Source organism: Actinomyces faecalis, from assembly GCF_013184985.2.
Classification (GTDB): domain Bacteria; phylum Actinomycetota; class Actinomycetes; order Actinomycetales; family Actinomycetaceae; genus Actinomyces; species Actinomyces faecalis.
In genome coordinates, this window is record NZ_CP063418.1 from 144,803 (window position 1) to 158,827 (window position 14,025).

The window sequence follows — 14,025 nt, forward strand, 5'->3', positions numbered from 1 at the left end:
CCGCCCTAGGCTCAGAACATGACCAGCACACCAAACCTCTTCGATGCTGCTGCGGCTGACGGCTCAGACGTTGACGACCCCACACGCCCGCTGGCTGACCGGCTGCGCCCACGTTCGCTGTCCGAGGTGGTTGGCCAGGACCATCTGTTGGCACCCGACGCACCGCTCGGGCGCATGGTTGAGACCGGCCGGCTGTCCTCGATCATTCTGTGGGGTCCGCCCGGTTGCGGGAAAACTACGATTGCGCGCCTGCTGGCGGAAGGTACGGGACTGGCCTTTGAACAGGTCTCCGCCACCTTCTCGGGGGTTGCCGAGCTGCGCAAGGTCTTTACCGCTGCCACCCAGCGTCGTCAGATCGGCCAGGGAACGCTCCTGTTCGTCGACGAGATCCACCGGTTCAACCGTGCCCAGCAGGACTCCTTCCTACCCTACGTCGAGGACGGCACGGTGGTGCTCGTCGGAGCGACGACGGAGAACCCGTCCTTCGAGCTCAACGGTGCCCTTTTGTCACGTTGCCAGGTCATGGTCCTGCACCGACTGTCTGAGGAGGCCCTCGGCGAGCTGCTGGAGCGTGCCGAGAACCTGACCGGGCGGACCTTGCCGCTCACCGACCAGGCACGTTCCGCCCTCATCGCCATGGCCGACGGCGATGGTCGCTACCTGCTCGGCATGGTTGAGCAGGTCCTGGGTATGGCTCAGCGGCCCGCCGAGAACCTCGACACGCCTGTGGACGTGGACGAGCTCACCGCCGTCATCTCCGCACGAGCACCCCTGTATGACAAATCTAGTGAGGAGCACTACAACCTCATTTCAGCCCTTCACAAGTCCATGCGCGGTTCAGACCCAGATGCTGCCCTGTACTGGCTGGCACGGATGCTGGGTGGCGGTGAGGATCCCCTGTACGTGGCCCGCAGGATCGTGCGTTTTGCCAGTGAGGACATCGGCATGGCGGATCCCGGTGCGCTACAGATGGCCTTGGCGGCCTGGGACACCTACGAGCGTCTGGGCTCACCCGAGGGTGAGCTTGCGATCGCCCAAGCCGTGGTCTACCTGGCCACAGCTCCCAAGTCGATCTCCGTCTATCGGGCCCTGGGACGGGCGCGTCACGCTGCGGCAGCTACTGGTTCACTCATGCCACCCGCTCACATCCTCAACGCCCCTACCCGGCTCATGAAGGAGCTGGGTTATGGCGAGGGCTACCAGTACGATCCGGACACCGTTGAGGGTTTCTCCGGCGCGGATTACATGCCAGCCGGCTACCCGCCACGTGAGGAGCGTGAGCCCTTCTACGAGCCGACCGACCACGGCCATGAGCGCCGTATCCGTGAGCGCCTGGAGTATTGGGACGGTCTGCGTGAGCAGATCCGCCGTCGTCCCCCACAGACTCAGGAGCACGACTAGGCCCACCTAGACCTGGGCCGACCACAAGATCCCCCGCCGACCATGTAAGCCCCGGCCGACCTCCGTATGAGCGTGAATACCGTGGTCGGACTGGGCACAGGTGGTCGGAGCGGGCACAGGCGGGAGGAGCCCTTACTAGGATCCTCATGTGATCCTGGACGACCGAGGCCCGCTCGCACAGCTGCGCGCCGGGCGGCTGCCCCGCCGGCTGTGCCAATTGCTCGTGGGCCAGGTTCTCCTAGGTGCCTCCCAGGGCATGCTTGTGCGCTCATGCCTGGGCAACGCGCCCTGGGATGTCTTCCACCAGGGAGTGTCCCTGCACAGTGGCATGAGTATCGGGACGGTCACGATCATCGTTGGAGTCCTGGTCCTGCTCGCCTGGATCCCACTGCGTATCTGGCCGGGGCTGGGCACCGTACTCAATGCGGTGCTCATTGGCCTTTCCCTGGACGTGACCGTCAGCCTCCTGCCCGTGTGGCAGCACGCGGGAGCACGCACCGCCCTCATGGTTATGGGCGTCCTCCTTAACGGTTTGGCTGGCGGCCTGTACATCGGCGCCCAGTTCGGCCCCGGCCCGCGCGATGGCCTCATGACCGGGCTCCATGCTCGTACGGGAGTCTCCATGAGGCTCGTGCGCACGGGCGTCGAGGTATCTGTGGTGCTCATCGGCTGGGCGCTTGGCGGGATCATCGGTGTGGGAACAGTGGTCTATGCCCTGGCGATAGGCCCGCTCACCCAGTTCTTCCTCGAGCGCTGCATTGTCAGGCTTCCCAGGGCCGGCGCGAACAGGCCCGCTCCTGCCGACCTCGATGAGAACGGAGCTGACCATGCCTGACGCCCATCCCGTGACCTATCAGCTCTTTACCTCTCCCGTTCCGCCGGGCACAGGCTGGCCTGGGGACCCGGCAACACCCACCACACCCGTTGCCCGTACCCTGCAGCAGGTCAAGGATCTTGCTAGGCAGGCCAGTCTGTGTGAGGTGGACGCTCTGGTCTCGGTGTGCCGGGCCTGTCCGCGCCTGGTGTCCTGGCGCGAGGAGGTTGCCACCACTGGGCGGCGGGCCTCCTTCGCCCACCAGCCCTACTGGGGTAGGCCTGTGCCCTCGTTTGGCCCCGGGGACGCGCCGATCTACGTCGTTGGGCTGGCCCCAGCCGCCAACGGAGCCAACCGCACCGGCCGCATGTTCACGGGCGACCGTTCCGGTGACTGGCTGTGGGCAGCGCTCTACCGGGCGGGACTGGCTGAGCAGTCTGACTCCCTCCATGCCGGTGACGGCCAGGGGCTACGCGGGGTCCGGATGGGGGCCGCTGTGCGCTGCGCTCCTCCGGCCAACAAGCCGACGACGGCGGAGCAGGCCACCTGTCTGCCCTGGATCGCCCGGGAGCTGGAGCTCGTGCAACCACGTGTGCTGCTGGCCCTGGGAGGCATCGCCTGGACCACGGTGCTGCGCCTGGCCCGAGGAGCCGGCTGGCAGGTGCCTCGACCAGCCCCTCGCTTTGGCCACGGCGCGGAGAGCCGGCTCCTCCGGCCCGACGGCGATGCCGTGATCCTGCTGGGCTGCTACCACCCCAGTCAGCAGAACACCTTCACCGGGCGGCTGACCGAGGAGATGCTTGACGAGGTCCTCGCCCGGGCGAAGGCGTTGTCCGGGCTGCGGTAGCGAGCCAGACCTGCCTCCTACTGCTCGCCCTCAAGGATCGCCTTGGGCACGGAGGGAAGGGTCGTCGCCTTGCGGATAGGGCGCATCGCGATCAGCCCGATCACGAGCGCAGAGACCGCGAAGCCGGCCAGGCTCAGCATGCCACCGTGGGAGCCGAGCACGTCCACCATGCGCCCGGTGAGGAGGTTGGACGCCGCCATCCCGATGACGAACATGGCGCCGAGCATCGCCATGGCCTCGGTGAACCGTGAGGAGGGCGTCATGGAGATGAGCAGCTGGTTGACGTTGACGACCGTCGGCGCCTGAGCCAGACCGGCGACGAAGAGCACGGCGGAGGCGGAGGCCAGCGAGTGCGTGAACAGCAGTAGGGCCGACCCTGCCGCGACGACGGTCATGCCGACGTAGAAGCGGATCCACAGCGGCGAGGTCCACACGCGTGCTCCGTAGCCGACGGCTCCCAGCATGGAGGCGCCGGAGAAGCATGCGATCACCAGGCCGGCTCGGCCTGGCGTGCCCAGCTCTGCGGACAGGGCCACCACCGAGACGCTGGTGGAGGCGATGAAGGCCCCGTAGGCCACCTGGATGGCGAGCAGCGCCACAAAGCCGATGGTGAACAGCTGCTCCTTACCAGCAGGCGCCGCCTCGGCCACGTCCTCCAGCACCTCGGCGGGGGCGGCACGCCGGCGCGGCCGGCCGGTAGGCGGAGGCTCGATGGCGTCGTCGAGCAGGAAGCCCCAGATCGAGATGAGGATGGCGACGACGGCCGCGGCCATGGGAGAGAGCATCGCCACGGAGGTGGCGAGCACCGTGGCCGTGGGGTTGCCGATGACCCACATCATCTCCTCCAGCGTGCTGGTCAGGGACAACGCGGAGTTGAGCTGGCCGGGCCGCTTGCGTAGCACGTAGGTCCACCGGCCGCGAATCATGGAGGAGTAGGGGACCGAGGTGCCCAGCAGCACGCCACCGGCCACGATCACCCATGAGGGCCAGTGCAGGTGGAGAGCGGCGGACATGAACAGGATCGAGAAGATCCAGAAGCCTGCGAGCGGCAGTCCGACGCGGCGCTGGCCGTAGGTGTCGATCAGGCGCCCGACCACCGGGCCGGTGAAGGCCGAGGTCAGCGCCATGACCGAGGAGACGACGCCGGCCAGCGTGTAGGAGCCGTAGCCGTCACGGATGCCGATAAGAAGCCCCATCCCGAGGAAGGGGAAGGGGAACTGACCGATGACGCCGGAGATGACAGAGCGGGAAGCGTGGGGCAGGCGCAGGAGGGAGACGTAGACACCCAGGCCGCCGTCGTGACCATGGTCAGCCACGGGGACTCCTTGCGAGGTGGCAGGGAAGAATTCAGTAAGCGAGGGACAACGCTAGTGGACCGGGTGGGGCGTGTCAGCACCTCAGGTGGCATGAGTACGCTCACGCAGCAGGAGACGGACCGCGCACCATCCCTGGAGACAAGGCACGGTAGGGACGGCGAGCCCTGTCCCCGGTTCCGGATGGGTGGCGCCGCCAGCGGCTCAGGTCGTGAAGGGAGCGCCCGGGTCAGGACGTGCCCGAGTCAGGCGTCCTGCCCGCGCCGGACGGCCTCCAGCATGAGGGTGGCCACGTCCGTGACCCGCACGTCTGAGCCCTCGCTGGCCACCCCGTCAGAGAGCATGGTGGTGCAGAAGGGGCAGGCGGTGGCGATGACCTGGGCGCCGGTACCAAGCGCCTCGCGTGAGCGCTCCACAGCGATCCGCGTCCCGATCGACTCCTCCATGAAGGCTCGTGCCCCGCCTCCGCCGCAGCAGAAGGAGCGCTCGCGGCTGCGTGGCATCTCCACGGTCTGGGCCCCGGTGGCCTCCACCAGCTCGCGCGGGGGCGAGTAGACCTGGTTGTGCCGGCCCAGGTAGCAGGCGTCGTGGACGGTGACAGTGGGTGGCGGCGTGGCCAGGGCCAGGGAGGTACGTCCCCCAGGCCCAGACGGTTGCAGGGAGGAGCGGCCGGAGCCTGCTGGACCAGCAGACGCGGTTCCTGCGCTGCTCGTGGCCGCCTGCTCCGTGTCCACGGGTGGTGCTGCGGCACCGGCCGGGACCGGGCGCAGCCTGCCCTCACGCACGAGGCGGGACAGCAGCTGGGTGTGGTGGAGGACCTCGTAGTGCCCACCCGCCTGGGGGTACTCACGGGCCAAGGTGTTGAAGCAGTGGGCGCAGGTGACCACGATCCTGTGTGCCTTGACCTCGTTGAGGGTCTCGACGTTCTGTCCCGCCAGCATCTGGAAGAGGATCTCGTTACCGGCGCGCCTGGCCGGATCACCGGTGCAGGACTCAGCGTCTCCCAGGACCGCGAAGGAGACCCCGGCAGTGTGCAGCAGCTCGGCCACGGCGCGGGTGGTCCTCTTGGCGCGGTCCTCGTAGGCGCCGGCGCAGCCGACCCAGAACAGGTAGTCCACCTCGCTGGCGTCCTCAACGTCGACGCCGACCACCGGTACCTCGAAGTCGAGGTCCTTGGCCCACTCCATGCGCTTGCGCGGGGCCAGGCCCCACGGGTTGCCCTTGGACTCCATCTTGCGGAACATCTGCCCCAGCTCCTTGGGGAAGGCAGACTCCATGAGGACCTGCTGACGGCGCAGGTCGATGATGTGGTCGACGTGCTCGATGTCGACCGGACACTGGTCCACGCAGGCCCCGCAGGTGGTGCACGACCACAGGACCTCGGCCGGAATCACCTCACCGGCCAGGGGTGCGGGCTGGGTGGCCACGCCGGAGTCGGTAGGCGCGGCCTTGGCGGCCAGTAGGGTACCGAGCACGTCCTGGGTGTGGGCCGAGCCCTCGGCCAGTCTGCTCCGCGAGCCGCGCAGGATGCCGCCGTGCGCAGCCGCCTGCTCGTCGGTGACCTCCTGGCTGCTGACACCTAGGCGGGCCGCGGCCTGGAGGAAGGGGGCGGCCGCGGCGTGGTGGTCGCGCAGAGCGAGCGTGAAGAGCTTGGGAGACAGGGGCTTGCCGGTGTTCCACGCCGGGCACAGGTCCTGGCAGCGTCCGCACTCGGTGCAGGTGGAGAAGTCCAGCAGCCCCTTCCAGGTGAAGTCCTCAATCCGTCCCACGCCCAGGGTGACTTCGCGGTCCTGGTCCTCGGCGGCCTCCATGGCGGCGTCCAGGTCGTCCAGCGTCTGGGCCGTCAGAGTCGTCGGCTGTCCCTGCGCGTTGTCAAAGACCAGCTCCTTGGCAGGCCCCAGGGCCTTGGCCGTGTCCCGGCGCGCCCAGACGTTGACGACGGCCAGGAAGCGGTGCCAGGCCACGCCCATGGACGGCTGTAGCCCGATCACGACCATCCAGCTCATGGAGACCACGACCTTGACCGTGGCCACGGCGACCGTCGCAGCCTCGACCCCGGCGACGCCGAGACGGCTGAGAGCGGAAGCGGCCCAGACGGTCAGCGGGTAGTGCGACCAGGAGCCGAGCGGTGATCCGGGCTCGGTCAGACGCAGGTGGGTGACCTCCAGCATCCGCAGCACCAGGACGCAGGCGACGACGATGAGGACCACGGCCTCGACGAAGACGGCCTGCCCGGCCGAGGAGCCGGAGAAACGGGGTGATCGGGTGCGCGTACCCGCCTCGCTCGTGGCGTCGAAGGGCGGGCGGGCAGCGCCACCGGCGGTGAGACGACGGCGCACGAGGCTGAGCCCGACGATTCCTGCCAGGCTCAGCCAGGCGATCCCCTCTACGACCCAGCTCCACCAGGCCTGCTGGTCCAGCCACGGCAGGGTGAAGGAAGGGCCGGCCAGCACCTGCCCGTAGCCGGTGACCAGGGTGAGGGCGAGCAGCGGGAAGCTGACCATCACCAGCCAGTGGGCCACCCGGATCCAGGGCCGGCCGCGGAAGGACGTGTGGCCCAGCACCTCACCGAGCATGACGACGGTGCGGTGCCAGGGGCGCTCGTGACGGTCCGGGGCAGGGCGCCCCAGGCGCATCCGGGCGATGATGACGAGGCAGGCGCGTGCGAACAGGACGACGCCGACGACCGTGAAGGCGCAGACGACGGCCGCGCACACCAGGCGCAGGATCATCAAGGAGGTCATGCCGCCAGCCTACTCAGGGGGTACGACGTCCTCGCGTGCGGGGCAGGAGACCCGCGCTGCAGGTCAGTCCTTGATCGTCTCGATGGTCTGGGGGCGCAGCGGGTTGAAGTCCTGCCCGCCGTACCAGGCGGCGGCCTTGCGCAGGCTCAGCTGCTGGACGACGGCGGCGATCGCCCCGGACACCGCAGCGAAGGCGACGACCTGGAAGACCGGGGTGTCCAGCAGGTCCTCGTCGGTGGGGACAGGCTTGCCGCTGCCCTTGCGCCAGGCGGTGCGGATCGCACGGTCAGCCAGGAAGCCTGCGGCCAGGGTGGTCAGCGCGGCAGTCGCCTGCCAGGCGATGCCAGCGGAGGGGGTGCGTGACATAGGTCCTCCCAGAGTCGTCGGTGACGCGCACGGCTGTGCTGACGCGATCCTACCTGGGTCTGCGGGCACCGCAGGGGAGTGGGAAGGCCGACCGGCCACGCACCTGCGTAGCCCGGCTGGTGACAGCTCGGGTGCTGTCGCTCCTGACGGCCAGCCGCGCACTCGCTCACCCGGGATACCCCCGTTTGCCCGCACCACCGTGGTACGGGCTAGACTCTGCCCTACGACAGGGGAGCGCCGTTGGGCGCTGAGAGTGCAGAAGACTGCAGACCCTCGAACCTGCTCCGGTTCGCACCGGCGAAGGAAGTCGAGCTTCTCCCCGCGCTCGCGGAGCCACCGTGTGCGCGGGCCCTCCTGACACCTATCCAGGAGACTCCACACATGCCTCAGGCTACCCACCCCATCACCCACCGTGTCCTCACCCCCACCCGCCGCCAGGTCCTGGGTGCCCTGGGCCTAGGTGCCGTCGGAGCGAGCCTGGCCGCCTGCGGCTCGAAGAAAGCGGGTGGCACCGCCTCCTCCACCTCCAGCCAGGCAGCAGGAGCAGGCTCCGGCAGGAAGGTCACCGTGCTCACCCACGACTCCTTCCACGTCCCCGACGAGCTCGTGGCCGCCTTCGAGAAGGACACCGGGTACACCCTGGAGATCGTCCCCAGCGGCGACGCCGGCGAGCTGGTGAACAAGCTGGTCCTGACCAAGGACGCCCCGCTCGGGGACGCCGTCTTCGGGATCGACAACACCTTCGCCTCCCGTGCCCTGGACGAGGGCGTCATCGACACCTCGGTCACCGTCACCCTGCCGGGAGAGGCGGAGCAGTACGTCGTCGGCTCCACCCCGGCCCTGACCCCTATCGACTTCGGCGAGGTCTGCCTCAACGTCGACACCGCCTGGTTCGCCGACAAGGGACTGACCCCGCCGGCCACCTTCGAGGACCTGACCAAGGAGGACTACAAGGACCTCTTCGTCGCTATCAACCCCTCGACCTCGTCCACGGGCCTGGCCTTCCTCCTGGCCACGATCGGCCACTTCGGTGAGGACGGCTTCGCCGGCTACTGGAAGGATCTGGTGGCCAACGGCGCCAAGATCGACGAGGGCTGGACCGACGCCTACTACACCGACTTCTCCGGCGGCGGCGAGGGCGGCACCTACCCGATCGTCGTGTCCTACTCCTCGTCGCCAGCCGCCACGGTCAGTGAGGACGGCACCTCCTCCTCCACCGCCTCGGTGCTGACCACCGCCTTCCGCCAGGTCGAGTACGCCGGCGCGCTGGCTGGCGGTGCCAACCCCGAGGGCGCCAAGGCGTTTATCGAGTGGATGCTGTCTGCCGACGTCCAGACCTCGATCCCGGACAACATGTACATGTACCCAGTCAACCCCGAGGCTACGCTGAGCAAGGACATCATGGCCTTCGGGCAGGTCTCTGACTCGCCGATCACCGTCGAGGCGGACGCGATCGCAGCCAACCGCGAGGCGTGGCTGGCCACCTGGACGGAGGCTGTCGGCGCGTGAGCGCCTCGCCCGGCTCCGACCGCCGGCCTGCCCGTGTGCCGCAGGCCGGGTCGGCACGGCGCGGTCGGGACCTGTGCCGCGGCCCTCGTCGCCCCCGGCGCGGCCCTCGGACGACGACGGCCCAGCGCCTGGGCTGGACCCTCGCCGTGGTGCTGCCGGTCGTCTTCCTGGCCGTCTTCTTCGCCTGGCCCGTGGCCAGCCTGATGGCCAGAGGGCTGGCGCCCGAGGGCAGCCTGGACCTGTCTGGCTTTGCCGAGGTCCTGGCGCGCCCGCGCACCTGGCGCATCATCCGCCAGACCCTGCTCCAGGCGGGAGCCGCCACCGCGATCTGCGTCCTGCTGGGCGTCCCCGGCGCCTGCGTGCTCTACCGCCGCCGTTTCCCGGGCCGGGACCTGCTGAGGGCGGTGGTGACCGTTCCCTTCGTCCTGCCGAGCGTCGTCGTCGGCATCGCCTTCCACGCGATGGTCACCCGTGGTGGCCCGCTCGGAGGCGTGGCCGACGGTGCCCTGGACGGCTCGGTCATCACCGTCGTCGCCGCGCTGGTCTTCTTCAACTACGGGCTCGTGGTGCGCACGGTGGGGACCATGTGGTCCCGGCTCGACCCGCGCGCCGTGGAGGCGGCGCGCACGCTGGGTGCCTCCCCCTGGCGCGCCTTCCGCACCGTCACCCTGCCCAGCCTCGTCCCCACGATCGCGGCTGCCGCCTGCCTGACCTTCCTCTTCTGCGCCACGGCCTACGGGGTGGTCCTGGTCCTGGGGGGCACCGGCATCGGTACCATCGAGACTGAGATCTACGTCCTGACCGCCCAGTACCTCGACCTGCGTGCGGCGGCCGTCCTCTCAGTCGTCCAGCTGCTCGTCATCGCGGCCGTGCTGTGGCTGGCCGAGCGGGCTCGTGCTGCCTCTCAGGCCTCGTTGCGGCTCCACCTGGACGTGCCGGCCACGCGCCTGCGCCCTGGTGACCTGCCGGCCCTCGCCCTGACCCTGGCCGTGGTGGCCGGGCTGCTCGTCGGCCCCGTCGTCGTCCTCCTGGCACGCTCCCTGCGGCGGGCCGGGCGCTGGACCCTGGCCAACTACACCGACCTGTCCACGACAGGAGGCCGCAACGCCCTGCTCGTCACCGTGTGGGAGGCAGCCGGCAACTCGCTGCGGGTGGCGCTGGCCGCCGCGGCGATCGCCCTCGCAGTCGGCACGGCGGTCAGCCTCGTGGTCTCCCGGCGGCCACGCTCGCCCTGGCTCAGGCGTGGCGTCGTCGTCCTCGACTCGGTCTTCATGCTGCCGCTGGGGGTCTCTGCGGTGACGGTCGGCTTCGGCTTCCTCATCACGCTGACCCGCCCGCCCCTGGCCCTGACCCGTAGCTGGTGGGTCCTGCCGCTGGCCCAGGCCGTGGTGGCGGTGCCGCTGGTGGTGCGGACGCTGCTGCCGGCCCTGCGAGCGATCGACCCGCGCCAGCGCGAGGCTGCTGCCGCCCTGGGTGCCGGACCCGGACGGGTGCTGGCCACGGTGGACGGCCCGCACCTGCTGCGGGCCGCGGGGCTCGCTGCAGGTTTCGCGCTGGCCACGAGCCTGGGTGAGTTCGGGGCGACGTCGTTCCTGGCACGGCCCCAGACCCCTACCCTGCCCGTGGTCCTCTACCGGCTCATCGGGTCCCCGGGGGCCCAGAACCAGGGGATGGGCCTGGCGGCCGGCGTCGTGCTGGCCGCGGGGACGGCCGCGATCATGCTCGCCTGCGAGCGGGCGCAGACCACGCACCTGCGGCGCAGCCGTGAGGCGGTCACGGTGCGCAGCGAGAAGGAGACCGTATGAGCTCGACCGTGGGTGCCCCTGACGGACGGGTACCGCAGGCAGCCGCCGCAGGCGCCGGCCTGGAGGTACGTGACCTGGACGTCGTCTACCCGGCTCCGGCCGGTCGGCGACGGTCCGGGCCCGTCGACGGCCCGGTCCGCGCCGTCGACGGCGTCAGCCTCACGGTGTCCCGCGGGGAGGTGGTGGCGCTGCTCGGCCCCTCAGGCTGTGGGAAGTCCTCCCTGCTGCGGGCCGTGGCCGGGCTGGAGGACCTGGCCGGTGGCGAGATCTGCTGGGACGGCGACGACGTCGTCGCCCTACCGGTCCACAGGCGCGGCTTCGGACTCATGTTCCAGGACGGTCAGCTCTTCCCCTTCCGGGACGTGGCCGGCAACGTCGCCTACGGGCTGGCCGGGGTGCCACGCGCCCAGCGACGTGAGCGGGTGGAGGAGGTGCTGGCCCTGGTGGGGCTGTCCGGCTACGGCGCGCGGGAGGTCACGACCCTGTCCGGAGGCCAGGCCCAGCGCGTCGCCCTGGCCAGGGCCCTGGCCCCGCGTCCGCGCCTGCTGCTGCTGGACGAGCCGCTCAGCGCCCTGGACCGCACCATGCGCGAGCAGCTGGCCCAGGATCTGCGACGTATCCTGACAGGACAGGGCACCACCGCCCTCTACGTCACTCACGACCACGCCGAGGCCGCCACGGTCGCTGACCGCGTGGGCGTGATGGAGGCGGGGCGCCTCCTGGCGACCGGGACGATGGCCGAGCTGCGCCGTCATCCCGGCTCTGCGCAGGTCGCCCGCTTCCTCGGGGTCCCGGCGGACGGCGAGTGAGTCCCCTGAGACCGGGCGCTGCCTGCGCGAGCGTTGCCAGCAGGAGGCGTCTGGCTGAGACGCTTGTCTCTAAATGAGTACATGACTCGTCAACCACTTCTGGCGCTGCTAACGTTTCGCCAGTCATCACGACGCCGCAACCGGCGTCGCCCGCCACGGAGAGGTCCAGGTCGCATGACCAAGCGAATGTGTTGTTGTCGCTGTCGCTGACGGCAGCTTGACACCCATTCGCCAGAGCGTGGTGACGCTCGTAAGACCCCCGTGAGGTGCCCTCGTGCCCCTGTCCTCCCAGGACGCCCAGGACAACGCCACACCCGGTGAGCAGACCGCCCCGGGTGCCTCGGTGACGCTGTCTGGGGACCAGGCTCCTGCCCCCGTGCACGGTGGCCAGGCTGGCACCGCAGCACCGACGGCGGACCGGGACCGTGTCGGCGAGCGCCCCACCGGCTGGCGCCACGTGCTGCGTCGGCTGCGCCGTGACAAGGGAGCCGTCTTCGGCGCCGTCGTGGTGGTACTGACTACCGTGGTGGCGCTCTTCGCACCGCTCATCACCCGGCTCGTCGGCGTGGACCCCTACACCTACGACCTGGAGGCGCTGGACTCCTCCGGCCTGCCGCTGGGCAGCCTCGGTGGTGTGAGTGCCGCCCACCCCTTCGGCGTCGAGCCCCAGACCGGGCGCGACCTGTTCGCCGTCGTGGTCGAGGGCACCCGGACCTCCTTCTCCATCGGCATGGGGGCCACGGTCCTGTCCATGGTCATCGCCATCGCGCTGGGGCTCAGCGCCGGCTACTTCGGTGGCTGGTGGGACGCCCTGGTCTCCCGTCTGACCGACGTGACCCTGGGATTTCCGCACCTGGTCTTCATGATCGCGATCTCGGCGATCATCCCGGCCACCGCCCCGCGGGTGCCTGTCATGATCCTCATCATCGGGATCCTGGGATGGCCCTCCACCGCGAGAGTCCTGCGCAGCCGCACACTCGCCCTGCGCGGACGCACCTTCGTCGGCGCCTCGCGCGCCATGGGAGCCTCCCAGGGGCACGTCCTGCTCACCCAGGTCCTGCCCAACCTCGTGGCCACGATCATCGTCTTCACCACGATCTCGATCCCCGGCAAGATCACCGCCGAGGCCGCCCTGTCCTTCCTGGGTGTGGGTGTGGCCCCACCGACCCCCTCATGGGGCCGGTCCATCGGCAACGCCGTGACCTGGGTGAGCACCGACCCGTGGTACCTCCTCTTCCCCGGCGCCGCCCTGTTCCTGGTCACCCTGGCCTTCAACCTCTTCGGTGACGGCCTGCGTGACGCCCTCGACCCCAGGACCGGTGAGAACCGATGAACCGACTGCGCTTCCTCGCCTCGCGCCTGGCCCAGACCCTCCTGGTCCTGGTCGCCATCGCCTTCATCACCTTCGCGATCTTCTCCCTGTGGCCCTCGGACCCGGCAGGACTGGCGTGCGGCAAGCCCTGCACCCCGGACAACCTCCAGCGGGCGCGTGAGTTCATGGGGTATGACCAGCCCTGGTACACCCAGTTCTGGCACTACCTCGTGGGTATCGTCCAGGGCCGGACCTTTGGCCAGGGCGCCAGCGCCGTGGTCTGCTCGGCCCCCTGCCTGGGCTACTCCTTCCGCCTGTCCACCCCGGTCACCGAGCTCGTGGCCTCCCGGCTCCCGGTGACCGCCTCCATCGCGGTCGGCGCCGCCGTCCTGTGGCTCGTCGTGGGCGTGGGCGCGGGCGTCATCTCAGCACTGCGCCGAGGCTCGCGCCTGGACCGCTTCATCATGACGGGGACGGTCTTCGGGGTCTCAGCCCCCTCCTACCTCCTGGGCCTGCTGGGCATCCTGCTGTTCGGCTTCACCTTGGACATGGTCCCGGTCTCCGGCTACGTGCCGCTGAGCCAGAGCCCGGTGGACTGGGCCTGGCACCTCATCCTGCCCTGGACGGTGCTGGCGCTGATCTCCGCTGCGGTCTACGCCCGCATGGTGCGTGGCGAGATGCTGGAGAACATGGGCGAGGACTACGTGCGCACCGCCCGGGCCGTGGGGCTGCCTGAGAAGCGGGTCATCGGCCGCCACGTCATGCGCAACATCTCCCTGCCGGTGGTCACCTACTTCGCCCTGGACCTGGGCTCCATGCTGGGTGGCGCCGTCATCACCGAGCGGGTCTTCTCCATGCAGGGCCTGGGCGCCCTGCTCATGGACGCCGTGGGCACGGTCGACGTGCCCGTGGTCATGGGGGTCACGCTCGTGGCCGCCACCTTCGTCATCATCGCCAACCTCCTCGTCGACGCCTTCGCCGCTCTCATTGACCCACGGGTCTGAGAACGACGACGCAGCTGGCCTGCGCCGTCGGCCTACCGGCCGCGGCCGGGCAGCGGCCGGACCAACCGGTCCCGGCCACGGGCTGACCTGAGCCCGCTGCC

General features: G+C 69.9%; 11 protein-coding genes and 1 riboswitch. Of the genes, 8 read left to right on the forward strand and 3 right to left on the reverse strand.

What is annotated here, in order from left to right; translation table 11 throughout:
- The first annotated feature begins 18 nt into the window (after nt 1–18).
- The 3 genes from HRL51_RS00580 (at nt 19) to HRL51_RS00590 (ending at nt 3,062) form a co-directional block, all read left to right on the forward strand.
- Nucleotides 19–1,401 carry a replication-associated recombination protein A gene (locus tag HRL51_RS00580; protein WP_172120571.1) on the forward strand — a complete coding sequence of 461 codons (1,383 nt, stop codon included), beginning with the start codon at nt 19–21 and terminating at the stop codon, nt 1,399–1,401.
- Between the two features lie 148 nt (nt 1,402–1,549).
- Nucleotides 1,550–2,236 carry a membrane protein YczE gene (gene yczE, locus HRL51_RS00585; RefSeq protein ID WP_172192855.1) on the forward strand — a complete coding sequence of 229 codons (687 nt, stop codon included), beginning with the start codon at nt 1,550–1,552 and terminating at the stop codon, nt 2,234–2,236.
- Nucleotides 2,229–3,062 (forward strand): uracil-DNA glycosylase, encoded by an 834-nt coding sequence (locus HRL51_RS00590; RefSeq protein ID WP_172192853.1) that lies wholly within the window; start codon nt 2,229–2,231, stop codon nt 3,060–3,062. The genes yczE and HRL51_RS00590 overlap by 8 nt, the downstream gene beginning before the upstream one ends.
- Nucleotides 3,063–3,079: 17 nt before the next feature.
- Here HRL51_RS00590 and HRL51_RS00595 read toward each other — a convergent pair whose 3' ends face one another.
- The 3 genes from HRL51_RS00595 to HRL51_RS00605 form a co-directional block, all read right to left on the reverse strand.
- Complete coding sequence (locus HRL51_RS00595) at nt 3,080–4,378, reverse strand: MFS transporter (RefSeq protein WP_172120568.1); 1,299 nt, start codon at nt 4,376–4,378, stop codon at nt 3,080–3,082.
- 242 nt (nt 4,379–4,620) lie between these two features.
- Nucleotides 4,621–7,119 (reverse strand): (Fe-S)-binding protein, encoded by a 2,499-nt coding sequence (locus HRL51_RS00600; RefSeq protein WP_172192851.1) that lies wholly within the window; start codon nt 7,117–7,119, stop codon nt 4,621–4,623.
- Between the two features lie 63 nt (nt 7,120–7,182).
- Complete coding sequence (locus tag HRL51_RS00605) at nt 7,183–7,485, reverse strand: DUF4235 domain-containing protein (protein ID WP_172120566.1); 303 nt, start codon at nt 7,483–7,485, stop codon at nt 7,183–7,185.
- A 218-nt stretch (nt 7,486–7,703) separates the two neighbouring features.
- Nucleotides 7,704–7,808, forward strand: a riboswitch (TPP riboswitch).
- Nucleotides 7,809–7,866: 58 nt separating this feature from the next.
- On the opposite strand from HRL51_RS00605, the gene HRL51_RS00610 reads away from it, so the two are divergent.
- From HRL51_RS00610 to HRL51_RS00630, 5 genes are all read left to right on the forward strand, one after another.
- The gene (locus tag HRL51_RS00610; protein ID WP_172192849.1) at nt 7,867–8,994 is read left to right on the forward strand and encodes a thiamine ABC transporter substrate-binding protein; all 1,128 of its coding nucleotides are present in this window, start codon (nt 7,867–7,869) and stop codon (nt 8,992–8,994) included.
- Entirely contained in the window at nt 8,991–10,799 is a 1,809-nt protein-coding gene (locus HRL51_RS00615) for an ABC transporter permease (protein ID WP_218957640.1), read from the forward strand. Before HRL51_RS00610 ends, HRL51_RS00615 begins: the two co-directional genes overlap by 4 nt.
- Entirely contained in the window at nt 10,796–11,608 is an 813-nt protein-coding gene (locus tag HRL51_RS00620) for an ABC transporter ATP-binding protein (protein WP_172192847.1), read from the forward strand. The genes HRL51_RS00615 and HRL51_RS00620 overlap by 4 nt, the downstream gene beginning before the upstream one ends.
- A 274-nt stretch (nt 11,609–11,882) precedes the next feature.
- Entirely contained in the window at nt 11,883–12,941 is a 1,059-nt protein-coding gene (locus tag HRL51_RS00625) for an ABC transporter permease (RefSeq protein ID WP_172192845.1), read from the forward strand.
- Nucleotides 12,938–13,924 carry an ABC transporter permease gene (locus HRL51_RS00630; RefSeq protein ID WP_172192843.1) on the forward strand — a complete coding sequence of 329 codons (987 nt, stop codon included), beginning with the start codon at nt 12,938–12,940 and terminating at the stop codon, nt 13,922–13,924. Before HRL51_RS00625 ends, HRL51_RS00630 begins: the two co-directional genes overlap by 4 nt.
- Nucleotides 13,925–14,025 lie beyond the last annotated feature (101 nt).

What these genes read in the sequence shown, in the direction of transcription:
- HRL51_RS00580 (WP_172120571.1), top strand. Translation starts at nt 19, where the DNA reads ATGACCAGCACACCAAACCTCTTCGATGCTGCTGCGGCTGACGGCTCA.
- HRL51_RS00590 (WP_172192853.1), top strand. Translation starts at nt 2,229, where the DNA reads ATGCCTGACGCCCATCCCGTGACCTATCAGCTCTTTACCTCTCCCGTT.
- HRL51_RS00600 (WP_172192851.1), bottom strand. Translation starts at nt 7,119, where the DNA reads ATGACCTCCTTGATGATCCTGCGCCTGGTGTGCGCGGCCGTCGTCTGC.
- HRL51_RS00605 (WP_172120566.1), bottom strand. Translation starts at nt 7,485, where the DNA reads ATGTCACGCACCCCCTCCGCTGGCATCGCCTGGCAGGCGACTGCCGCG.
- HRL51_RS00610 (WP_172192849.1), top strand. Translation starts at nt 7,867, where the DNA reads ATGCCTCAGGCTACCCACCCCATCACCCACCGTGTCCTCACCCCCACC.
- HRL51_RS00620 (WP_172192847.1), top strand. Translation starts at nt 10,796, where the DNA reads ATGAGCTCGACCGTGGGTGCCCCTGACGGACGGGTACCGCAGGCAGCC.
- HRL51_RS00630 (WP_172192843.1), top strand. Translation starts at nt 12,938, where the DNA reads ATGAACCGACTGCGCTTCCTCGCCTCGCGCCTGGCCCAGACCCTCCTG.